16 protein-coding genes are annotated in these 22,315 nt (G+C 61.0%); 2 read left to right on the plus strand and 14 right to left on the minus strand.

The window, feature by feature from the left end; translation table 11 throughout:
* Positions 1–56: 56 nt before the first annotated feature.
* Positions 57–938: a LysR family transcriptional regulator gene (locus tag IF189_RS04960; protein WP_134825551.1), complete on the plus strand. Its 882-nt coding sequence runs from the start codon at positions 57–59 to the stop codon at positions 936–938.
* A 7-nt stretch (positions 939–945) separates the two neighbouring features.
* Here IF189_RS04960 and IF189_RS04965 read toward each other — a convergent pair whose 3' ends face one another.
* Both IF189_RS04965 and IF189_RS04970 read right to left on the minus strand, forming a co-directional pair.
* The gene (locus IF189_RS04965; protein WP_134825552.1) at positions 946–1,770 is read right to left on the minus strand and encodes an SDR family oxidoreductase; all 825 of its coding nucleotides are present in this window, start codon (positions 1,768–1,770) and stop codon (positions 946–948) included.
* Positions 1,771–1,805: 35 nt separating this feature from the next.
* Positions 1,806–2,270 (minus strand): multidrug transporter, encoded by a 465-nt coding sequence (locus tag IF189_RS04970; protein ID WP_134825553.1) that lies wholly within the window; start codon positions 2,268–2,270, stop codon positions 1,806–1,808.
* A gap of 182 nt (positions 2,271–2,452) precedes the next feature.
* On the opposite strand from IF189_RS04970, the gene IF189_RS04975 reads away from it, so the two are divergent.
* On the plus strand, positions 2,453–5,272 hold the full coding sequence (locus IF189_RS04975; RefSeq protein ID WP_225739945.1) for an RHS repeat domain-containing protein: 2,820 nt from the start codon (positions 2,453–2,455) through the stop codon (positions 5,270–5,272).
* A 73-nt stretch (positions 5,273–5,345) separates the two neighbouring features.
* Here IF189_RS04975 and IF189_RS04980 read toward each other — a convergent pair whose 3' ends face one another.
* The 12 genes from IF189_RS04980 to IF189_RS05035 form a co-directional block, all read right to left on the minus strand.
* Entirely contained in the window at positions 5,346–6,797 is a 1,452-nt protein-coding gene (locus tag IF189_RS04980; protein ID WP_134825554.1) for a mannose-1-phosphate guanylyltransferase/mannose-6-phosphate isomerase, read from the minus strand.
* Between the two features lie 105 nt (positions 6,798–6,902).
* Entirely contained in the window at positions 6,903–7,559 is a 657-nt protein-coding gene (locus tag IF189_RS04985) for an alginate O-acetyltransferase AlgF (protein ID WP_085608134.1), read from the minus strand.
* A 14-nt stretch (positions 7,560–7,573) separates the two neighbouring features.
* On the minus strand, positions 7,574–8,749 hold the full coding sequence (locus IF189_RS04990) for an alginate O-acetyltransferase (RefSeq protein WP_192552922.1): 1,176 nt from the start codon (positions 8,747–8,749) through the stop codon (positions 7,574–7,576).
* A gap of 10 nt (positions 8,750–8,759) precedes the next feature.
* Positions 8,760–10,325, minus strand: a complete 1,566-nt coding sequence (locus IF189_RS28960; RefSeq protein ID WP_192552923.1) for an MBOAT family O-acyltransferase — start codon at positions 10,323–10,325, stop codon at positions 8,760–8,762.
* Positions 10,326–10,535: 210 nt separating this feature from the next.
* Positions 10,536–11,660: a mannuronate-specific alginate lyase gene (locus IF189_RS05000; RefSeq protein ID WP_192552924.1), complete on the minus strand. Its 1,125-nt coding sequence runs from the start codon at positions 11,658–11,660 to the stop codon at positions 10,536–10,538.
* 8 nt (positions 11,661–11,668) lie between these two features.
* On the minus strand, positions 11,669–13,120 hold the full coding sequence (locus tag IF189_RS05005; RefSeq protein ID WP_134825558.1) for an alginate O-acetyltransferase: 1,452 nt from the start codon (positions 13,118–13,120) through the stop codon (positions 11,669–11,671).
* A gap of 10 nt (positions 13,121–13,130) precedes the next feature.
* The gene (gene algG / locus IF189_RS05010) at positions 13,131–14,717 is read right to left on the minus strand and encodes a mannuronan 5-epimerase AlgG (RefSeq protein ID WP_085711702.1); all 1,587 of its coding nucleotides are present in this window, start codon (positions 14,715–14,717) and stop codon (positions 13,131–13,133) included.
* A gap of 26 nt (positions 14,718–14,743) precedes the next feature.
* Positions 14,744–16,225: an alginate export family protein gene (locus IF189_RS05015; protein ID WP_134825559.1), complete on the minus strand. Its 1,482-nt coding sequence runs from the start codon at positions 16,223–16,225 to the stop codon at positions 14,744–14,746.
* Positions 16,222–17,628 (minus strand): alginate biosynthesis TPR repeat lipoprotein AlgK, encoded by a 1,407-nt coding sequence (gene algK, locus IF189_RS05020; RefSeq protein ID WP_192552925.1) that lies wholly within the window; start codon positions 17,626–17,628, stop codon positions 16,222–16,224. Before algK ends, IF189_RS05015 begins: the two co-directional genes overlap by 4 nt.
* Before the next feature lie 9 nt (positions 17,629–17,637).
* Positions 17,638–18,807: an alginate biosynthesis protein Alg44 gene (locus IF189_RS05025; protein ID WP_085711699.1), complete on the minus strand. Its 1,170-nt coding sequence runs from the start codon at positions 18,805–18,807 to the stop codon at positions 17,638–17,640.
* Between the two features lie 35 nt (positions 18,808–18,842).
* On the minus strand, positions 18,843–20,324 hold the full coding sequence (alg8, locus tag IF189_RS05030; RefSeq protein ID WP_162803455.1) for a mannuronan synthase: 1,482 nt from the start codon (positions 20,322–20,324) through the stop codon (positions 18,843–18,845).
* Between the two features lie 83 nt (positions 20,325–20,407).
* Positions 20,408–21,724, minus strand: coding sequence for a nucleotide sugar dehydrogenase (locus IF189_RS05035; protein ID WP_085711697.1), 1,317 nt, complete (start codon positions 21,722–21,724; stop codon positions 20,408–20,410).
* Positions 21,725–22,315 lie beyond the last annotated feature (591 nt).

The following is a 22,315-nucleotide window of genomic DNA, read 5'->3' on the forward strand; positions in this document are numbered from 1 at the left end:
TACGCTGGTTTGGCTGCTAGTTTGTCAAAACTATTTTGACAGTGGACGTACTGAACATGGTCAGCCTGGATCGATTCGATACCTTCAAAGCCGTGGTCGAGGCCGGTTCGTTGACCGCAGCCGCCGATACGTTGGGGCAGACGCGGGCGGTGGTGAGCTTCAACCTCAAGCGGCTGGAAGAAGAGTTGGGCGTTACCTTGCTCACCCGCAACACGCGGCAACTGGCCCTGACCGATGCCGGTGAACGTTTTTACCGACGTTGTCTGCGCACCCTCGACGAAGCGCGGCTGGCCATCGAAGAGGCTCGCTCGGAGCACTCACAGCTCAAGGGCACGCTTCGGATCACCACGACCGTGGAGTTTGCCCTGGCTCAGGTGGTGCCGGCGCTGGAGGTGTTTCGACAACAGCAGCCGCAACTGAATATCCACCTGTCCACGTCTTCGACCCATGCCGATCTGATCTCCGAACGCTTTGACATGGCGATTCGTCTGGGCCGCATGCACGACTCCAATCTGCGGGCGGTGCAGTTGTCGACGTTCGAAGTGTTTGCCGTGGCGGCGCCGGGGCTGGTCGAGGGTTTTACGCCGGTAGAAAACCTGGCGGCGCTGGAGTCGATGCCGACGCTGGGACATGGGCGAGTGCCGGAAATGACGGTCACCGACCCGGCCGGCACTGAGCATTTCTACCAGCCTAAACCGGGCACAACCGCCATCGTCGCCGACAACTCGGCGACCCTGCGTGCCTTTGCGCTGACCGGGCAAGGCGTGGCGATTCTGCCGCAATGGCTGATTCAGGAAGACCTCGACACCGGGCGGTTACAGCGCTTGTTGCCGGATTTTCGCTTCGCCCAACAAGGGGTTTACGCGCTGTACCCGGACACCCGGCACCTGCCGCTGAAGGTGCGGGCGTTCATTGATTTCATGAAGGGCTGGGGCTGATTCGGTCTCACAGTTGCCCGCGCAAGCCGAAGCGCTTCATCAACGTCGACTCCAGCAATCCTTTCGGCAACAACGTCGCCAGCAACGGCAGCGCCCGGCTGCCATTGCCGATGCGGATCAGCCGTGGCGGTTTGTTCTGCTGCACTGCCTTGAGCAACTCGGCGGCAAATTCGCTCGCCGGCGTCGGCTTGTCCTGGGACGCTTTGGCCCGGGCCCGGATGCCTTCACGCAATGGAAACCACGGCGATTGTTCGTTGATCAACTGTTCGGCCTCATGGCCGGCATTCTTGGCGAAGCTGGACTGAATCGCCCCCGGCTGTACTTCCATCACGCGAATCCCGAACGGCGCCAGTTCCATGCGCAAGGCATCGCTCAACGCATGCACGGCCGCTTTCGAGGCGCAATACGCGCCGGCGAACGGCGTGACCAGAACCCCGGAAACACTGCCGACGTTCACCACCAGGCCTTTCGCCCGGCGCAGCACCGGGAACAGGGCGCGGGTCACGCCGACAATCGAAAACACGTTGGTTTCGAACTGGCGCTGCATGGCCGCCACGCCGCCGTCGAGCAACGGGCCCATGGCGCCGTAACCCGCGTTGTTGATCAGCACATCGAGGCCGCCGTGTTGCTGGTTGATCCGCTCGGCGAGTTGCTCCAGCGCTGCGTTATCGTTGACGTCGAGCTGCACCGCCGTGAATCCGGCGACGCTGAGCGCGGCGACATCTTCAGCCTTGCGCGCACTGGCCCAGACCTCGTAGCCGGCGCCTTTGAAGGCATCGGCGAGGGCGCGGCCGATGCCGCTGGAACAACCGGTAATCAACGCAACGGGCATGGCGCATTCCTTGTGCAAAGTGTGAGGGGAGGGGATCAGTCGGAGAAACTACCCTGCAATCGCTCGGCGCGAAACTCCAGGGTTTGCGGGCGATAACCGGGACGCAGCGGTGGCAGCGGCAGGCAGTCTTCCCAATTGCCACCGGCCTGCAGTTCGCCGGGGCCGCGATAGCGCGGGGCGGCGTATTGATTGTCGGCCAGATTCACGGTGTCGCCCGGCGCGTAAGCTGCGATGCGCCAGCGCAGTTCGGTCAAAGGCACGTCGTTGCCGTTGTTCATCTTCAGTTGCAGCGGACGGTCCGCCGGGCACTGCTCAGGTGCATAGGTGATGCGCAACTCGAGCCGCGCCAGTTGCTTGACCTCACGATTGTCGAGCCACACCACCCACATCGCCACCAGCCCGAGGCCGACAGCGGCCGCCATGGACACCGGCAAGGCCTTGGCCGGGTAGCGCAACAGCAGGATCAGCCAGGTGATGACCAGCAAGACGCCGATGAACATGTTCGAACGCTCCTTGAACTCGTGATGACCATCCTACCGAAGGGGCGCGGGAATGGACATTCGCTGATCAATAGAAGGTGCCGTTGGTCGGGACTGTAATTTCTGACAGTAGCCGAACCAGCGCTGAGCTTGTTCAGATGCCAGAGTTATAACGAATGTCGGTCGCGCGGGGAGCGCGCTTCATGAGCTTGCACATCAATACGCCAAGGATGTCTGTGTTCGACCCGCGCGGCTTTTCGGTCCGCAAGGTCGAATATCATCGAACCGTCGAAGGCGCCCCCGTCGAGTCCCGGATCAACCGTACGCTTCACGATCCGGCAGGGAATGCGGTGAAACACTGGGATCCGCGGCTTTGGCTGTCACAAGTCGGCGACCCGCTGGCGCCGGCCAACCTGGCCCAGGTGTTTACCTTGGACGCCTCGATGATTCGTTCGGATAGCGTCGATGCCGGCACGCAAGTCGAGTTAAAGGGGCTCGCCAGGCAAACGGTGTTCAGTTGGGACAGCCGTCAGACGCAGCGCGAGATCGAGCACGACAATCTGCTGCGCCCCGTCGCGATATTCGAAGAAGGAACGGGCGAGCTTCAGCGTTGTGTCGAGCGCCTGATCTACGGTCATCCCGGCAGCGGGGACCAGTCGCGAAACCAGTTTGGTCAGCTAATTCGTCATGATCATCCGGCGGGCAGCGTGCTGTTCAACGCGTTTGCAATCAACGATTCATGCACCGAAGACACCCGCCACTTCACACTGGACCCGCTGACACCCGACTGGCCGGAGCAGGAGGCGGATCGTCAGCGGCTATTGGAACCCGGCGTCGGTGCAACATCGCAGTGGCGCTATGGGGCGCTGGGCGATGTCCTGGAACAGACGGATGCCCGAAACAACCGGCATGCATTTGCGCTGACCGTCGATGGCCGCTTGCACGAGCGCCGATTGCAGTTGAGGGGTGAGCCTGAACAGGTTCTGATCAGCGATATTCACTACAACGCATACGGCAGTATTGAGCAGGAAACCGCCGGCAACGGTGTGCAAACTGCCCGCACATATCGACCCGAAGACGGTCGCCTGATGGCCCGTCGGGACGAAGACAATCACGGTGGAGTGCTGCAACACCTGAGTTATGAATACGACAGGATGGGCAATGTGCTGAGTATCGAAGACAAGGCATTGCCGATCCGTTACTTCGCCAACACGCGCATCGAGCCGGTCAGCCGCTTTGTCTACGACAGCCTTTACCAGTTGATCATGGCGTCTGGCTGGGAAGCCGGCACTGTCAATCAGAGCCCACAATCGATGGGGCGCATCGATCCGATGGCGGTCAGCAACTATCAGCAGACTTACGAATATGATCCCGGTGGCAACCTGCGCAGGCTGACTCATGTCGGCGCACAAAGTCATGGGCGAAAACTGAAACCGGCGAGTTACAGCAACCGCGCTCTGCCCTATGACGACACACCTCCTGACGACGCTCAAATCGAAGCCGCATACGACCGCAGAGGTAACCTGTTGCAGCTGGAACCGGGGCGGCTGCTGAGCTGGAACCTGCGCAATCAACTGCAATCGGTCAGCCCGGTGCAACGCGCCTCCGGGCTCAACGACCAGGAGGTCTATCTCTACGAGTCTGGCGGTCAGCGAGTACGCAAGATCCGCTCATTACGAACCAACGCCCGCACCCTGATTGCCGATGTGCGCTATTTGCCTGGACTGCAATTGCGCACCGACAACGGTACCGGCGAACGGTTGCAGGTCATCATTGCCGACAACGTTCAAGTACAGCATTGGGAAAACCCGCCGCCTTCGGGAATCAACAATCGGTATCGATACCAACATGTCGATCACCTGGGTTCGGTCAGTCTGGAAACCGCCGATGACGGTGCGGTGATCGGCCGCGAAACGTTTCACCCTTTCGGCACCAGCGCCTGGCGGGACGGCGAATTCAACTACAAATTCGTCCGTTATTCGGGCAAGGAGCGCGATGCCACCGGGCTCGACTACTTCGGGCTGCGTTATTACATCTCGTGGTTGCTGCGCTGGGCCAGTGCCGATCCTGCGGAGTATGCCGACGGAGTGAATCTCTTTCGAATGGTTCACAACAATCCGCTTACCTACATCGACGACGAGGGAGCGGTTACCCGCAAGAAACTGGCCAACGGTTTATGGCAACCAGTGATCGCCACGGGGACCGCTCGTGAGATTGCTGGCGCTGTGCAAGTCGACCGGGGCAATCCGCTGCGCAGCGTTCCCGCGACAGGCAAGCCCGGCAATATCCAGAAGGCGCTGGAGGTCGGCGAACTCGGCAGGATTGAAATCAGTACTCAGTTTCTCGACCCGGTTCCCGGCCGCTACTCCAGCGACACGGTCAACCAGTTGACGCGCAAGGACGGCAAGGGTGAGTTGATCTTCAGCCTGGACCGAATCGCTTATTCGGGCACCAGCAAAGGCGAGTTCAATGCGTTGAGAATTGTCGACATCGGCAAAGGCGAGATGCCCGACAAGCACAATGCAGTTTCGGGGTTCTGGGCGCCTCAGGGGGGCTATGTCGATATCCCGCTGCATCCGTCAGGAGCGCAGCCGGACCATGTATTCACCCCCGGTTTCAGTGGTTGCTCACTGACGGTGGATCAACTGAACGACAACGTGCTTCGTGTCCGGCATGTGGAGGGCGGAAAGGAAAATGGCCAATACAACGACCTTTCCGAAGGCCACGGGATGGGCCAGGCTGCTGCCATGGAGTATCAGGATTACGGCTATGCACCCGACGATCAGGGGCGTCAGGAAAACCTCACGACCGGTTTCGCCTTCATGAAATACGACCGCAAGCAGCAACACTGGAACATCCATTACCAGACCATTCAGGGGGCTAGCGGGATCGAGCGTTACAGCCCGGGCAGCACCGGTTTTTTCAAGAAAACCAATGCAACGGTTTCGGTTTATCCACAGACGCGCGTCAGGAAAACCATGAGCCGGGCGGTCATACCGAGCAACGGGCGAAAGACCGGTTAAAAAAAGCCCCCGCCCAACCCGTTGCGGATAGGGGACGCAGCAGGCTGGACGGGGGCTTTTAATTACAGAGCGATCACTGCGCGATGGTTTTCACCGACACGCCGCGTTCGATCGGGGTGGAGCGACCGTAGATGTCTTCGAAGCGCTCGATGTCGTCTTCGCCCAGGTACGAGCCCGACTGCACTTCGATGATTTCCAGCGGGATCTTGCCCGGGTTGCGCAGGCGGTGGACCGAGGCGATCGGGATGTAGGTCGACTGGTTTTCGCAGAGCAGGAACACGTTTTCGTCGCAGGTCACTTCGGCGGTGCCGCTGACCACGATCCAGTGTTCGGCGCGGTGGTGGTGCATCTGCAGCGACAGGCACGCGCCCGGTTTGACCGAGATGTGCTTGACCTGGAAGCGGCCGCCCATGTCCACCGAGTCGTAGGAGCCCCACGGACGGTAGACCTCGCAGTGGTTCTGGGTTTCGCTGCGGCCCTGCTCGTTGAGGGTGTTGACCATCTGCTTGACGCCCTGGACCTTGTCCTTGTGGGCGATCATCATGGCGTCCTTGGTTTCGACCACCACGATGTTTTCCAGACCGATCACCGACACCAGTTTGCCGTTTCCGTGGATCATGCAGTTCTTGCTGTCCTGGATGACCACATCGCCCTTGCTGACGTTGCCGTTGGCGTCCTTCTCGTTGACTTCCCACAGCGACGACCAGCAGCCGACATCGCTCCAGCCGGCGGTCAGCGGCACCACGCAGGCGCGCTGGGTTTTTTCCATCACGGAGTAGTCGATGGAGTTGTCCGGGCAGCAGGCGAAAGTGGCTTCGTCGAAGGTGATGGTGTCCGGGTCCTGAGTGCTGCGCTCCAGGGTCAGCAGGCAGGTGTCGTAGATGTCCGGATCGTGTTTTTTCAGCTCTTCGAGGAAGCGGCTGGCGCGGAACAGGAACATGCCGCTGTTCCAGTAGTAACCGCCGGACTCGACGTACTCGGTGGCGCGTTTGACGTCGGGTTTTTCCACGAAGTGCGAAACGCGGCTGACGCCTTCCGGCAGCAGTGAATCGCCGGTGGATTTGATGTAGCCGTAACCGGTTTCCGGTTTGGTGGCCGGTACGCCGAACAGCACCATCTCGCCGTTTTCGGCAGCGACGGTGGCCAGGGCGAGGGCGCGTTGCAGGGCTTTCTGGTCTTCGAGAACGTGGTCGGCCGGCAGCACCAGCATCAGTTCGTCGCGACCTTCATTGACCAGCATCATCGCGGTCAGCGCCACGGCCGGCGCGGTGTTGCGGCCGAACGGCTCCATCAGGATGCGCTGGCATTCCAGGTTCCGGTTGCTCAACTGCTCGTTGACGATGAAGCGGTGATCCTTGTTGCAGACCACGATCGGGGTGTCCATGCCTTCGAACACCAGACGCTCGAGGGTTTGCTGGAACAGTGTGTGTTCGCCGGTCAGGGCGAGGAACTGCTTGGGAAACTGCTTGCGCGAAAGCGGCCAAAGACGTGAACCGCTACCACCTGACAAGATCACCGGAATCATATTGTTTACTCCATAAAATCGATTGGGTTAGAGCCACGAGCCTGTGTCGTTTCACTCTTGTTGTTATTCCGTGCCGGGCAGCGATGGCTGCCCGGTTTCATGTACTTAGCGAGTCGATACCGGGCGCTTCACCCAGACTGGCGACAGGTTGCTGCCGTTACCGGTGACGTACAGCACCGCGGCTTCACCGCGCTCCAGGGCGACCGGTTTCACGTCGCCGACTTTCTTGTCGCCTTCGTACAGCGCCAGGCTGACTTTCACCGGGTTGATTTCACGCTCGCCACGGCCCTTGGCGGCCACGTTCGGCACCACGTCGGTCTTGCCGTCGGCGGTCTTCAGGGTCAGCGGCTTGTCGCTGAGGTTCTGCACGCGGACCAGGGATTTCTGCTTGTTCTTGAACGGCGGTTCTTCGATCAGCTGCGGCGCGCCGGAGGCGTTGTTGACCAGGGTGTAGTAGTGGTCACCGGCGAGTTTTACCGGCAGGGTCTGGCTGCCGACCTTGGCGCTGTAGTCACCGCCTGGCATGAAGCTGAAATCGCTGCTCGCCAGCGGCGCGACGTCGCTCAGATTGGTACTGCCGACGGTGGCGCTGACTTCAGCGTTGCTGGCGTTGTAGACCCGTACGAAGGTCGAGCCTTTCGGTGCGGTCGGGCCGTACAGCGCGGCGTCGCCACCGGCAAAGGCCTGGACCGACAGTACGCTCAGACCCGCAACCAGAGCGAAGCGTTTGGCGAGACGACGAGGAGTTGTAGTGAAAGTCATGGTGTACCTCTCTTTCAGTTTTGCGCCCGATCGGGCGTCTCGGATTTAGTGTTGATTGCTACGTTTTGTTGGCGCGCGCCGGCTTGTTTAAGCTCTGCGACCCACTGCGGGTCGGCGTCGCCGATTTCGTTGTTCACAGGCAGATATCGTTCAGGAAACTCCCAGATCAGCACCTGTGGCGGGCTGTTCTTGAAGTCATCGCTTTTCAGGTAGCTGAGCATCGGCAGAATCGGGCCGTGGCCGTCCTCGGCGTAATTCACGACGTCGCTGTGCAGCGCTTGTTTCAGCGCACCGACGAAGTTCCAGTTGGGATTGGCGCTGTAGCTGGTACCGATCAGCGCGACCGGCACTTCGCTGTTGGCGAACAGCGCGTCGTCACCGGCAGGCTGCTCGGCGGCGGCCACGGTGTTGCGCTTTTGCAGCGGCTCCTTGGCCGGCATCAGGTTTTCGAACAGCGGATCCAGCGGCAGGAACAGACGCAAGTCGCCCTTGTGCGTGACCTTCTCGGCGGGCGTGGTGACGAAACGCTGCGGCTCGCCGCTGAGCGGGAACTTGTCGGCGATGGTTTTCGCCAGGGTGTTGGCGGCGATTTCCGCGCCTTCCGGGGTCCAGTGGGTGTCGGTGCGCAGGAACACTTGCTGACCGTTCTGCTTGGCCTTTTGCAGCGGGCCGAGCAGGTCGGGGGCGAGAATCTTGTCGGCCGCGACACGGGCGTGGAAGTCCTGATAAAGGTTGGCGTGGATGCTCGCCGGTTTCACTTCACCCAGGTGTTCCGGGTACAGGCGAACCTTGGCCGGCACGATCGCCATCACCAGTTTCACGCCTTTCTCTTTCAGGGTCTGGCGCACGCCTTCGACCAGCGCGTAGTTGCCTTGCAGGTTCAGCTCTTCGTTGACGATCGGGTTGAATTCCTCATCGCTGTACAACCACTGATCGCGACCGAGCACCACGCCCGGACGACCTTCGTTGAACAGTTTGAAATCCAGCGCGGCCCAGAGGTTGGTGCCCAGACGCTTGATCGGGAATTCATCGTCGTAGTGGGTTTCCACGGCTTTGGTCCAGCGGCCGTTGAGCACCGTCGCGTCGGCGTTGGTGCTGAAGCCGAAGAAGCTGCGCACCGACCACAGACCGAGCACCAGCAGGGTCACCAGAAACAGCGCGATGTAGAAGATGCGTAATGAGCGGGTCATGTCAGATCCCTCAGAACTGGAAGTAAAGGAACGGCGAGAAGCTTTGCGCCGAGAGTTTGAGAATCGAGGCGATGAACAGCAGCAGGATCAGCCCGCGCATCACGTAGCGCGACCAGTCCGCCGTCCAGTACGCCGGTTGCACCTGGGCGTCGACGCCGACGGTGTAGCCAGGTTCGTGGATGCTCGCCGGGTTTTCGCCGGGGGCAGCCTTGATAAGACCCGGTTGCGCACCGGCAGGGCCGTCGCTCTCGACGTTGACTGCAGGTTTGGTCTTCACCGGAGGTTTGCTGGTGTACAGATCACGCAGGCCGAAGAACGCCAGGGTCACGTAAGCGACCACCAGAGTCGCGACCTGCAGACCGGTGAGGCTGGCCTGATTGAGTTCCGACAGCGACCAGTCGCCGAAGCTGAACATCGCGCCGTACATGCGCCCGGCCACGTGCAGGTTTTCGGCGCGGAAGATCACCCAGCCCATGACCACCAGCAGGAAAGTCAGCGCCCAGCGGATCGGATTGAGGCTGCGCGGCGAGGTGTTGAGGCCGAGCATTTTCTCGATCGCCAGCCACATGCCGTGCCATGCCCCCCAGACGATGTAGGTGATGTTCGCGCCGTGCCACAGACCACCGAGCAGCATGGTCAGGAACAGGTTGCGATAGGTCATCAGCGTGCCTTTGCGGTTGCCGCCGAGGGTGATGTAGAGGTAGTCGCGAAGCCAGGTCGACAGGCTGATGTGCCAGCGGCGCCAGAACTCGGTGATCGACTGGCTGATGTAGGGCTGCTTGAAGTTTTCCATGAAGCGGAAACCCATCATCAGGCCCAGGCCGATGGCCATGTCGCTGTAGCCGGAGAAGTCGAAATACAGCTGCGCGGTGTAAGCCAGCGCGCCGAGCCAGGCATCACCCGTGGTCGGGTTCTGCAGGGCGAAGCAATGGTCGGCGACCACGGCGAGGGTGTCGGCGATGAACACCTTCTTGATGAAACCTTGCATGAACCGCGTGCAGCCCTCGGAGAACTTGTCGAGGGTGTGGGTGCGGTTGTTGAACTGGTCGGCCAGATCACGGAAACGCAGGACCGGGCCGGCGATCAGGTGCGGGAAGATCGCCACGAACGCCGCGAAGTCGATCAGGTTGCGGGTCGCCGGGGTGTCGCCGCGATACACGTCGATGATGTAGCTGATCGACTCGAAGATGTAGAACGAGATGCCGATCGGCAACAGCACGTGGGTCAGGATGAACGGCTCGAGACCGACCGACGTCATCATCGCGTTGATGCTGTCGACGCCGAAGTTGGCGTACTTGAAGTAGCCGAGGATGCACAGGTCCACCGCCACGCCGAGCAACAGCCAGCGCTGGGCCGGTCTGGTGCGTACGCCGGCGGCGCCGACTTTCAGGCCGATCCAGTAGTTCCACAGGGTGACGCCGGCGAACAGCGCCAGGAAGTCCACCCGCCACCACGCATAGAACACGTAGCTGGCGATCAGCAGCAGCAGGTTGCGATAGCGTTGCCCGCTCAGGTAGTACAAGCCGAGAAAGATCGGCAAGAACAGAAACAGGAACACGTTGGATGAAAATACCATCCCGATCTCTCCATGTTTGAACCAACAGTCAAGGGCCAAAGCCCCCCCAAACCCCCCATGAAAAGTCCGGGGGATGTATTGCATCCAGATTCACCACAACCCTTGTGGGAGCTGGCTTGCCAGCGATAGCGTCGGGTCAGTCGACATCCGTGTTGAATGTCGGATTGCAATCGCTGGCAAGCCAGCTCCCACAGGGTTTAGCGTTCTGCCTTACGACCCCTTGTTGCCCTTTTCATGGGACGGGTCGTAGACCTTGGTCAGGTCGCCACCCAGTCGAAAGGTCTTGAACGGCTGCATCCCGTGCTTCTTCTCCAGCACATCCGGCGAACAGGTGTAGAGCGTGCAGAACGGTTCGAGCCAGGCGAATTTCATGTCCTCTTTCAGGTCGGTCATGTCCTGTTCCTTGCCGTTCTTCTTCTCGAAGTCCCCGGGGTCTTTCACCCCGGCCAGCACCCGGTCACCCAGGCGTTTCAGCGCGCCATTGTTTTCCTGACGCAGATCCACACCGTTGACCTGAGCGAAACTGGCGATCATCGCCAGCGGCGGCAGGGCGTAGTTGTGGTAGGCGAGGGCGCGTTGCTGGCGCTTGAGTTCGTTCGGCAGGTAGCCGTCAGCGTCGATCTGATTGACGCCGACCTTGTATTCCTTGACCGCCCAATCGAACAGGTCGCGGCGGTTGGTGGCGATGGACGTCGCCATCACCGACCACGCGGCCCAGTACGAGTGGTTGTTGGTTTTTTCCAGCGGCAGGTTGTCCCAGTCGCTGACCACCTGATCGGCCATCTTGCTGAACCAGGCTTCGATCAACTGCGCTTCCTGCTGATGCTGGGCCAGCGGATGCGAGTCGGAGAACTTCAGGCGAATGTACGAAGAGGCCATGCTGCCCAGCGCCCATTTGCGCATCGACTTGCCGGTGTGGTTGAAGTCCTTGGACATCAATGCGTCCGCCCGGGCCCAGGTAACCAGCCAGTTCAGCGTGCAGTCCAACTGTTCCGGGCGACCGTCGCGCATGAACTGCATCACCCGCTTGGCGGTGCCGCGTTCCAGCGTGGTGATGTCTTTGGTGGTGTCGCGAAAGGCTTTTTCCGACTGCACGTTCAGCGTGGCGCGGGACTTGTCCGAGCCTTCGTATTTGCTGCGAAATTGCAGCGGCCCGGTGTAGGGCGCCGGCATCGCGTCGCAGCCTTCGCTCTTGTCGCCGGTCTTGAATTTATCCACGGCGGCGAAGTAGCCCTGAGGCGGACGCAGTGGCGCGGCGGCCTGAGTGGCCCCGGCGAACATCGCCAGGGTCAGCAGGGTAGGCGCAAGCAGGTGTTTGATCGTTCGGTTTCGCATGGCAGACCTCATTGCCCGACCTGAGCGGTTTGTTGCCCAGTGCCCGGGAATACGTTGCGTTTGCAGATTTTCGCTTCGACTTTCTGTGGCGCGGTGCCCGCATCCGGGCCCTGGACTTCGACCGCCAGCAGGTTCTGCGAGGCCCAGTCTTCGTCCGTGCGCAACTCAAAGGCGAAACGACCGTCGGTGTCGGAGGTTTCCGGTTTCTCGATCTTGATGTCCTCGTGGCGACCGTTCATGTACCAGAGGGTGGCTTGCAGTTTCTTCACCGAGGGGTCGGCGAAGCGGATGTCGACCTGATGGCCGCTGTTCTGCAGGTTCAGGTTCTTGCTGTTGACCAGCAGTTCCTGTTTGCCGCCGGGCTTGAGCGTGGTGCTGGCGGACATTTGCGTGTCTTTGCCTTCGCAGCCGTTGTCGAGCAGGGACATCATCTGGCGGTAGATGGTTTCCTGGTCGAGGCGATACAGCGGCGAGAACTCCCAGATGAGGATTTTCGGCGGCGTCTTCTGGAATTCGTCGCTGCCCAGGTACTGCAGCATCGAACCCTCCAGACCGCCGCCGGGGAAGGCGACGTTGAGGATGTCGGCGCCGATGGCTTCTTCGAGGAAGCCGGCGAAGTTGTAGTTCTTGCCGCTGTGGGAAGTGCCGACCAGGGTGATCTGCGGATTACCGGAATCGCCGAACAGGTCGCCGTCACCGGCTTCACCTTTCGGCTCGGTGGTGAACTGATCCATGTACTGGATCGCATAGCTGGTGCCGCACAGTTGCCCGGCCATGTTGTGCAGGGTGCCGGTCTTGCCCATGCGCCCGGAGCGTTTGGTTTCGAATTCGCGCTTGGGAATGTCGGCGAAGGCCGGGATCTGCTTGACCTTCTCGGCGACGATTTTCGCCGTGCGCTGCGCACCGTACGGCGTCCAGTGCTGGTCGCCACGGAAGTAGAAATCGTGGGCGGGCAGGGTGTCGGGCAGCGATTCGTTGGTCAGCGGCGACAGGTCCGGCACCACGTAACCCATCTGCGCGAAACGGCCGAGCATGGTCTTGTAGTTGCCCAGCGCTTTCTCGTAATCGAACGCGGCTTTTTCCGCCGGGTTGAGCTTGTTGCGGTTCACCAGGCCACGGGTCGGCTGATAGACGATCACCAGTTCGACGCCTTTGGCCTTGAACGCATCGTGCAACTGTTGCAGGCGTTTGTAGCCGGCCGGGGTGGTGTTGAACTCGGTGCGCAGGTCTTCCTGGGTCCGAAACAACCAGTCGCCCTGGGCCTGCACCAGGGTGGTGAAGTTCTGCTGATAACGCGTGGTGTAGTTCTTCGCGTCATGAGCGGCCGGGCACAGGCTGCAGCAGGGTTCGGCGGTGAATTTCGGTGGCTGGACCTCATCCGCGCGGGCGCCATTGCTGGCCGCCAGAATGCCCACGGTCAGGGCCGACAGGCTGAGTAATTTGATCAGGTGTGGGTGCATAAAATTATCCTCAGTCCCGCATTTCGGTCTGGCGTTCGACGGGGTCGATCAGCACGGCTTTCTGCTGGCGCACCAGCAGGTCGAGAATTTCATCCTGTCGGTCACCCAGGACGCCGTTGAAGCTGATGCCGCTGGATTTGGTCGGCGCCAGCATCGACACGCGGTACAGCTCGACGCTCAGCGGCGAGTCGATGGCCATCGGGCCGCTGCCGTTGGCCGCCAGTTCACCGCCGACCACGATCAGCGAAACCTGAGCGTCGAACGGGTCGAGCTTGATGTCGCGGTCGGTGTCGGTCAGGTCCTTGATGTGGCCGTAGACGCCGGTCAGGCCGTTGGCCATGGCGATGTTTTCGTAGAGGCGGATGTTCACGCTGTTACGAATGCGGATGCCGTGGCGCTTGTTGCTGATGACCTTGTTGCCCCACAGCAGGTTGTCGGCGGACTCGTAAAGCGTGATGCCGTCGGTGTGGTTCTTGTAGATCTCGTTGTAGGCAACGATGTTGTTCACGCTGTTACGGTCGATCACCAGGCCCGAGAGGTGGTTGTCGAAACTTTTGTTGTTGAAGATGAAGCTGTCGTTCACCTCACGGGAAATGATGATCCCGTGCTTCTTCTTCGTACCGTGGACGGTGTTCTCGGCAATGATCAGACCGTGGGAACGGTCGTGGGGGTCGATGCCGTAGACGATGTTGTCCTTGTAGGTGTTGCCCTTGACCACGAAGTCGCGGGTCTCGTAGCAGTAGAAGCCGTACCACATGTCCGAGAACTCGGAACCGACGATCCAGCCGGTCGGCTCGGGACGCTTGAGCACCTTGGCCATGTTCGGTGTGTACTGGGAAATACTCACGCCGTAGGACTTACTGTTGGCGTAGCCGAAGCTGGCCATCTTGCTGTTGACGATGTAGGTCTCGGTGCCGCCCCAGGCCAGCAGGAACGGGCGGAATTCCTTCGGCGAACGGAAGGTCGCCGGGCCGTTGTCCTTCTCGCGCCAGCCGGTGACTTTGGTATCACGCACGAACAACTGGCCGTCGTTGACCAGAAACGAACCGGCCTCCTGGGACAGGCGCAATTCCTGGGTCTGGCCGTCGATTTCGAGGATGCCTTTGCGGCCCACGACGATCGGCAATTTCGCCAGATACACGCCCGGAGAGGTTTCGCTGAAATACTGTTTTGGCAGTTTCTGCGCCAGCTCTTTCAGGTTCATGTAACCGTCGTCGACGAAGATCGCCTGCGGGATGCCGTGCTGACGCACCACCCATTCGGCCATCTTGTTGTCGCCGCCGATGAAGTCCTTCAGGGCGTCTTCCTGCATCATCCGGCGCACGCTGATCTTGCCCGGTTTGCTGCGCACGATTTTTGCGGCGGCGGCTTCGGCGGTGAAGCCGGAGAGGTCGGGCAGTTTCGGCTTGGCCAGCTCCAGCGCTTCAGTTGGCGCGCTGCTGACGGTGTAGGTCTTGGCCTGTTGCAGCTCCTTGGCGATGGTGACCGGCTTGCCTGGCTGAGGGGCCGCCGGTTCGACCGTGGCGAAGGCGCCAGTCGAGGCCAGCAGCATTGCGCCGGCCAACAGGCTGAGCGAGCCTTTCCTTGGGTTGTTCATGTCGGGCACTCCCTTCGCGGTTTGCATCAGAAGCGCCAGATCACGTCGATGAACGCGCGGTGCATGTACGAATCGACCTGGCTGCCATAGGCGTCACCCGGCTTGAACACACCGCCACGGAAACGCACCAGGGCCGAAGGCTCGTCGATCGACTGGCTCAACGCCGCCGGCAGCAGGCCTTGCTTGAAGTACTTGGTGACCACCAGATCCATTTCCTGGCCCAGATCCTTGTTGCCGTCCTGCAGTGGCAGCGAGGTGCTGGAGAGGATTGCGCCGGTCACGTCGTCGGTGTTGTTTTCCACCGCGTTGATGCCGTTGCTGCCCACCGGTTTGTTGCCGTCCACGCGCCAGAACTTGTGGTAGATCAGGCTGGCGTCGTACTGGTCGTTGAGCATCCAGGAACCGAACAGCGTGGCGGTCTGCATGTTGTTCATTTCGCCACGGAACGCTTCACCGAAGCGGTGTACCCGCGAGCGAGTACCGGTGTAGTTCGAGCGGTTGCTCTCCAGACCGTTCTGTTGGTAATCGGCGCTGGCGCGGGCATAGGCCGCACCGACCTGCCATTGCGGATCGAGGCGCAGGCGCACGCCGATGTCGGTGGCCCAGCCGTTGATGTCTTCGCTGCGCTTGGCTTGCGCCGGGCGGGTACCATCGGCGTTCAGCGGATTGACCGTATCGCGGTCGCCGCTCATGCCGGTGATGCTGCCCCAGTAGTTGACGGTGTTGGTGTTGCGCCAGTTGTAGGCGTCGCTGTCGGCGGTCAGGCCGAGCCAGCTGATGTCGCCGTTCTGGGTTTTGTCTAGGGTGTCGCGGGGCACGCCCGGTTCGGCGTAATCGAGTTTGCCGTTATCGTGGGTGTGATGACCGCGAATGCCGACCCAGTTGCCCGGTGTCCACTGATACGCCGCATCGGCGTAGGCGTGCAGGCGATCCTTGTCTTTCGGCGCCAGCTCTTTCAGGTCGGTGCGGTATTCGCTGAAGCGTTCGGCGACACCGGCGTTGGCGCGCAGCAGGGTGGTGTCGAAGGTCCAGTTCAGCGCTTCGATGTTGGTGTCGCGCCACTGGCCGTCGTCGTTGCGCAGGCGCTGGCGACCAAACTTGAGGATCTCGCCGGGGTAGGGCGTCAGACCGCTGTAGCCGACCCAGAATTCACGCATCGCCAGGTAGTTCTTCTTGGTCTTGCGATCACCGCTGTCGGTGGTTTCGGCGCCGTCGGACTGTTGCAGGGTGTCGGTCTCGATGATGTCGGTCGAGGTCACGGCCTGGCCCATGGCGTAGGCGCTCCAGGCGCCGCTTTCGCCGTAGATCCATGGGCGCAGGTCCAGGCCGACGCCGTTGACGTCGCCACCGGGCGCGGTGCCGAGATCACGGTCGTCTTCGGACTGCCCGGTGATTTTCACTTCGAGGCCGAAGTTCTTGGTTTCAGTGATCGCGGCCAGTGTCGGGCAAGACCAGATCAGCGCGAACGTAAGGCCAATGCCGGCCTTCACGAATGGATTCAACTTCATAATTTTTCCTCGCCGTCTTCTTCTTGCAGGGCGTGCAGTTGCAGCGTGTTCTGATTCAGGGCGCCACGGCTGGCCTGTTCCTGTTGCAACAGGCGCTGGGCTTCGGCCAGACGCTCGGGAGGCAATTGCGCCGCGAGGGTGGTCGCCAGTTCATCGGCTTGCGGCGTGTTCTGGGCCTTGGCCAACTGGCTGAACACGTAGGCATTCAGTGGGTCAGGCTGGGTGCCCTTGCCTTGGGAAAACAGTTGGGCGATGGCGAAGTCGGCGCTGTTCTGGCCGTTGCGCGCAGCGGTCAACAGGTGGTCGAGAGCCTTCTGCGGATAGACCTTGCCCAGGTAGCCACGGCGGTAGATCTGGCCGAGGTAGTAGTCGGCGGCGACTTCGCGGCCGACGGCTTTCTGGAAATGTTCCTCGGCGACTTTCGCATCGGCCGGCACCAGTTTGCCTTCGTAGTAGAGCTTGCCCAGCAACAGCTCGGCGCGGGGCTGATCGGCGGCGCGGCCGTTGTCGAGGTACTTCATCATCTGGTCGATATCGCCCAGTTCCGGGAAGTCGTAGAGCAGTTGCGCCAGCGTCACCCACGAGGCCGGGTAGCCCGGTGCGATCGGCTCGAGCAGCGATTGCGCGGTTTTTTCGTCGGTCTTGCCGAGGGTCGAATCGGCGAGCACACGGGCAACGGAGTCCACGCGCTGGGCCGTGACGCTGCCACGGCTGTAACCGGCCTGCAGTTGCTTGATCAGCTCGGCTTGCTGGTCTGGCTGGGCACGTTTCTGATAGACCGTGGCCAGTTCGACGTAGCAGATGTCGGTGGTGTGCAGCGCGGCCTTGCAGATCTTTTCCACGTCATCCAGATGCTGGTCGTAAGTGCCCTGGGTGCGATACAGCAGCACCTGCGCCAGGCCGGCTTCCGGGTAACCGGATTTGCGCCACTGATCGATCTGCTGCTGGGCGTTGATGTTCGGGAAGCTGTGCGGGTATTGCAGGTAGAGCATCGCCAGCGGGATCAACGTATTGCCTTCGCCATTGGCAGCGGCTTTCTTCAGCAGGGTTTCAGCTTCGTGATGTTCGGCCTCGGTGGAGCCGGGCTTGGCCACCAGCAAGCGACCGAGTCGGGCCTGGGCACGCGGCGACACATCGGCCGCTGCGCGATAGGTCGCCTCGGCCTGTTTGATCTGCGCGGGGTCGCGGCTGTCGACCTGGATGTCGGCCAGACCCACCTGAGCTTCGCTGTAACCCAGATCGGCCAGCGCACGGTAGTTCTGCGCGGCGGTCGCGGTATCACCGCGCTTCAGCGCTTCGTTGGCCAGACGCTGGTCGGGCAGGCCGGCGCAACCGGCCAAAGCGATTGCCATGGCCAGCGTCAGCGGGACCGGCAGGATTCTGATAGGGCTCGTCACGGGCATGTCCTCGACTTAAAGACCGGCAGCCATGGCTTTGTCGATCAGCCAGTTCAGGTTCGGGCCACGGTCGCTGTTCACTTCCACCGGGCGGCCGGCGAAGGTGCTGTCCAGCGGCTCGTCCGGCTGGATCTGCACGCGAATGTCGGAGGACAGGTCGGCGCTTTTCAGGCTGGTGCTGCTGATGATCTTGCCGGTGCGGGTCTTGTCTTCGCCGGCGATCTGGAAGCTCACCGGAGTACCCGGACGCACGTCGCCGAACTGGCGATAGGAGAAGCGTGCATCGACGGTGGCCTGGGTGTTGCGCGGTACCAGGGTGAAGATCACGTCGCCCTTGCTCGCGTATTGACCGTCAGCCACCAGTTGCTGGGCCACGGTGCAATCGCAAGGAGAGGTGAGGGTGCCGGTCATCTGCTTGCCGAACAGTTCTTCAACCTTGGCCGGTTGCAGTTGATCTTCATCCAGATGGCCCTTGAGCACGTCGAGCATGCTGGTGCTGAAAGTTGCCAGCGGCGCACCTTTGGCGGCAACGCCGTCGGACTTCACCAGGCTCTGCACGGTGCCGTCGCGGGGCATGGTGATGTTCATGCCCGGCACGCTGACCAGACCGGCCTGCGCGTGGCTGACGAAGTACATGCTGTACACCGATTTGAAAACGAAACCCGCTGCCACAAGACCGATCGCGAAAATGCCGGCGCTGAAGGTCACGGCTTTCAGACGCCCGAACGGGGTCATGCCGTGGCCGCTGTCCTTGGTCTTGCGCGCCTTGGTGAAGTTGTCGCGCTGCAGGGTCGCCAGCACTTCGCCGATGCTGACGATGTCGCCGGCCAGATGCGAAGTGATCAGGTGGCGCAGGGTGGAAATGTCCTGCGGTTCAAGGTTCTGGAACTGGCAACCGGCGCGGCCGGTCTGGCGGTCGTAGGAGCGCACTTGCAGTTCAACATCCATGGCGATGCCGAGGTTGTCGATGACGAATTGCAGGCGCGCCTTGTACACCTGGCCGACGGTCAGCGGCAGTTGCCCGGCGTTGAACGCCAGACCACCGGCGGACAGGTCGATGACCCGCGCTTCGACCGGTGCGCGGTCAGGGCCGAAGAACCGCAGCTTGGCCGGGATTTTCACTCGGGCGTGCTGACGCTGGGCTTCGGATTCATGCACTACGTTGACGTTGACGGCGGTATTCATGGGGGCGATTTCCTTGTTAATTCAAGAGGGGCAGGTCAGACCATCATCAGCAGCACGGCGACGAAAATGCTGCCGGCGGAGAAGGTCATGGTCCGAGACGACCAGGTGTTGAACCAACGTTGAAAGCTGGCGAGATCACGGGTCAGGGAAGTGGGCTGGCGAGTCCAGGATTGCTGGTCGAGGCGGAAGAACACGTAGATCTTCACCAGCGCACCGACGATCTGGTTGTAATAGAGAATCACCGGGTAGGCGGGGCCGATGCGGTGACCGGAGCACGACAGCAGCAGCGTCAGAATCAGGCGGGTGATGCCGATCCACAGCAGGTACGCGAGGATGAACGCGCCGCCGTATTTGAAGCTGGCGATGATCGCCACGGTCAGGCCCAGCAGTGAGGTCCACATCGACACGCGCTGGTCGAACAGCACCACCGAGGTGAAGGCGCCGAGGCGTTTCACACCCAGGCCCAGTGCTCGCGAGTTCTGCCGCAGATTGTTGCCGTACCAGCGGAACATCAGTTTGCGACTGGCCTTGATGAAGCTCTTTTCCGGCGGGTGCTCAACGGTGTTGATCGCCGCGTCCGGCACGTAGAAGGTGTCGTAGCCCAGACGCATCAGGCTGAACCAGCTCGACTTGTCGTCGCCGGTCAGGAACTTGAAGCGGCCCAGACGCCAGTGTTGCAGCGAGTCGCTTTCGACGTCGGCGATGAAGTCCGGGTTGGTCACCACGGAGGCACGGAACACCGACATGCGGCCGGTCATGGTCAGCACGCGCTTGGACAGGGCCATCGAGCACATGTTGATGTGGCGCTGGGCGAAACGCAGCTTGTGCCACTCGCTCATGATGTAGCCGCCGCGCACTTCGCAGAATTCGTTGGTGGTCAGGCCGCCGACGTTGCCGAACATCTGGAACCACGGCACGGTCTTGCGTACCACGCCTTCGGCGAGCACGGTGTCGCCGTCGATCACGGCCACCACGGCGCGGTCGTCCGGCAGGTGGCGGGAAATCGCACGGAAGCCGTAGGCCAGGCCATCGCGTTTGCCGGTGCCGGGAATGCGCACGAAGTCGAGCTTGACCCGGTCCGGCGGATTCATCCGCGCCCACAGTGCCTTGACCAGCAGCTCATCGGACATTTCAACGATGGAGCAGACCACGGTGGTCGGCAGTTCGCAGTCGATGGCTTCGCGGATCACCGAGCTGTAGACCTGCGCGGTGGTCAACGCGTCGATGCGGAAACTGGTGACCATCAGAAACACATGGGACGGGTCCGCCGCCTTGCCCAGCTTGCGAACCTTGCGGCGCAGGTGCGGGTAGACGATGTAGAGAAAAATCATGCCGCGCACAAAGTGCGTTGCACCCATCGAGTAGCGCCAGATACCCACGGCGCCAATCAGGAAAATGAAGTCCTTCGACTCGGAGTCGAACGTGGACTCGGGCAGCATCAGGGCCAGGCCCATCAGCAGGCTCAGAAACAAAAGCCAGCCGGCGGATTGCAGAAAAAAATGTTTGAGCTTGGACATGACCGTCATCCGAAGGTGATGGGGGCTTCAGGCCGCCCGCCGATTCACGGCGTGCGGCTTGAAGCTCGAGGCTTGCTGCTGCGTTACCAGCAGATCCCTTCGGTGCGGGTGCCGGCATCGGTGGCCTTGGCCATGAAGCCGACCAGGTCGATGACCTGTTTGCCGTGTGGCGCCTGTTGAGCCAGGGAGCGGAACTTCTCGTCGCGGTTGCCGAGGATGATCACGTCGGAGTTGTCGATCACCGAGTCGAAATCCGCATTGAGCAGGGACGACACGTGGGGGATCTTCGACTCGATGTAATCCTTGTTCGCGCCGTGGACACGGGCGTACTGGACGTTGCTGTCGTAGATGCTCAAGTCGTAACCCTTGCCGATCAGCATCTCGGCCAGTTCCACCAGCGGGCTTTCGCGCAGGTCGTCGGTGCCGGCCTTGAAGCTCAGGCCGAGGAGGGCGACCTTGCGTTTGTCGTGGCTTTCAACGATGTCGAAGGCGTTCTGCACTTGCGATTCGTTGCTGCGCATCAGCGAGTTGAGCAGCGGCGCTTCCACGTCCAGGGAACCGGCGCGGTAGGTCAAGGCACGCACGTCTTTCGGCAGGCACGAGCCGCCGAAGGCGAAGCCCGGGCGCATGTAGTACTGGGACAGGTTGAGGGTCTTGTCCTGGCAGACCACGTCCATCACTTCACGGCCATCGACGCCCACCGCTTTGGCGATGTTGCCGATCTCGTTGGCGAAGGTCACTTTGGTCGCGTGCCAGACGTTGCAGGTGTACTTGATCATCTCGGCGACGGCGATGTCCTTGCGGATGATCGGTGCGTCGAGTTCTTCGTACAGCGATTGCAGAACGTCACCCGAAGCCTTGTCGAACTCGCCGATGACAGTCATCGGTGGCAGGTCGTAGTCGGCGATCGCAGTGGACTCACGCAGGAACTCAGGGTTGACCGCCACGCCGAAATCGACGCCGGCCTTCTTGCCGGAGCAGTCTTCGAGAATCGGGATCACTACATTGGCCACGGTGCCCGGCAGCACGGTGCTGCGCACGACGATGGTGTGACGGGTGGATTTTTCACGCAGGACAAAACCGATCTCGCGGCACACCGCTTCGATGTAGTTCAGTTCCAGATCGCCGTTCTTCTTGCTCGGCGTGCCGACGCAGATCATCGACAGGTCGGTGTCGCGAATCGCCTCGGCGAAGTTGGTCGTACCGCGCAGACGACCGGTCTCGATCCCTTGCGCCAGCAACTCGCCCAGGCCCGGTTCGACAATGGGGGATTTGCCAGCGTTGATCATATCGATCTTGTCTTTTGCAACATCGACGCCAACCACGTCATGGCCCCGTGCAGACAGGCAACCGGCACAGACTGCACCGACGTAACCCAAACCAAATATGCTGATGCGCATCGCAATTACCTCTGTATATATCAGGCCGTTAGAGGGCCGGAGTTAATGGTGTTCAGCGGTCTTAGTGCACTCGAAAGTGTGATTTGCAGGCGTCACAATGCCGTGTGCAGGCATACTAAGTTTCGAGTGTCTAAATAAGTGCACTCAAGATGTGCGCAACCAGGCCTTATTGTTGTGACATGCCCTGTTATGCAGCGGATCCTCTGGCAAGAGGACTCTTGTGCAATCTCGTATTGCGCGCCCGATGTCAGGCGAAGGCCTGTAGATCGGGCGGTCGGGTGCTCAGGCGAGCACGTTTATAAGGGCGCGGCCTTGGCCTTGTAGGGGATATTGATGGTGCGTATCTCCTGTCCTTCGCTAGTTGTCCAGAGTTGTTATCCATTCAGGCAAGTTGCTGTGACAACTTGGTTACATGGTTTTGATCTCTGCGTAAGTTATCTCGTACATATTCGGCGAGAATCGTTACCGGTGGTATGAGCTATGCATTTGGACATAGTTCCTGTCCGCTCATCGCGAAATCTGAAATTTTTTGAAATATTGAGAAAGATGGCACTGCTCTCATATTGATAGCACTTTCCATTTCGCCCTTTA

Origin of the sequence: Pseudomonas sp. IzPS59 (assembly GCF_014863505.1) — a bacterium.
GTDB lineage: Bacteria > Pseudomonadota > Gammaproteobacteria > Pseudomonadales > Pseudomonadaceae > Aquipseudomonas > Aquipseudomonas kribbensis.

What these genes read in the sequence shown, in the direction of transcription:
- IF189_RS04970 (WP_134825553.1), bottom strand. Translation starts at nt 2,270, where the DNA reads ATGTTCATCGGCGTCTTGCTGGTCATCACCTGGCTGATCCTGCTGTTG.
- algK (WP_192552925.1), bottom strand. Translation starts at nt 17,628, where the DNA reads ATGCCCGTGACGAGCCCTATCAGAATCCTGCCGGTCCCGCTGACGCTG.
- IF189_RS04965 (WP_134825552.1), bottom strand. Translation starts at nt 1,770, where the DNA reads ATGCCCGTTGCGTTGATTACCGGTTGTTCCAGCGGCATCGGCCGCGCC.
- IF189_RS05035 (WP_085711697.1), bottom strand. Translation starts at nt 21,724, where the DNA reads ATGCGCATCAGCATATTTGGTTTGGGTTACGTCGGTGCAGTCTGTGCC.
- IF189_RS28960 (WP_192552923.1), bottom strand. Translation starts at nt 10,325, where the DNA reads ATGGTATTTTCATCCAACGTGTTCCTGTTTCTGTTCTTGCCGATCTTT.
- IF189_RS04990 (WP_192552922.1), bottom strand. Translation starts at nt 8,749, where the DNA reads ATGACCCGCTCATTACGCATCTTCTACATCGCGCTGTTTCTGGTGACC.
- algG (WP_085711702.1), bottom strand. Translation starts at nt 14,717, where the DNA reads ATGAACAACCCAAGGAAAGGCTCGCTCAGCCTGTTGGCCGGCGCAATG.
- IF189_RS05025 (WP_085711699.1), bottom strand. Translation starts at nt 18,807, where the DNA reads ATGAATACCGCCGTCAACGTCAACGTAGTGCATGAATCCGAAGCCCAG.
- IF189_RS05015 (WP_134825559.1), bottom strand. Translation starts at nt 16,225, where the DNA reads ATGAAGTTGAATCCATTCGTGAAGGCCGGCATTGGCCTTACGTTCGCG.
- IF189_RS04985 (WP_085608134.1), bottom strand. Translation starts at nt 7,559, where the DNA reads ATGACTTTCACTACAACTCCTCGTCGTCTCGCCAAACGCTTCGCTCTG.
- alg8 (WP_162803455.1), bottom strand. Translation starts at nt 20,324, where the DNA reads ATGTCCAAGCTCAAACATTTTTTTCTGCAATCCGCCGGCTGGCTTTTG.
- IF189_RS05005 (WP_134825558.1), bottom strand. Translation starts at nt 13,120, where the DNA reads ATGCACCCACACCTGATCAAATTACTCAGCCTGTCGGCCCTGACCGTG.
- IF189_RS05000 (WP_192552924.1), bottom strand. Translation starts at nt 11,660, where the DNA reads ATGCGAAACCGAACGATCAAACACCTGCTTGCGCCTACCCTGCTGACC.
- IF189_RS04975 (WP_225739945.1), top strand. Translation starts at nt 2,453, where the DNA reads ATGAGCTTGCACATCAATACGCCAAGGATGTCTGTGTTCGACCCGCGC.
- IF189_RS04980 (WP_134825554.1), bottom strand. Translation starts at nt 6,797, where the DNA reads ATGATTCCGGTGATCTTGTCAGGTGGTAGCGGTTCACGTCTTTGGCCG.
- IF189_RS04960 (WP_134825551.1), top strand. Translation starts at nt 57, where the DNA reads ATGGTCAGCCTGGATCGATTCGATACCTTCAAAGCCGTGGTCGAGGCC.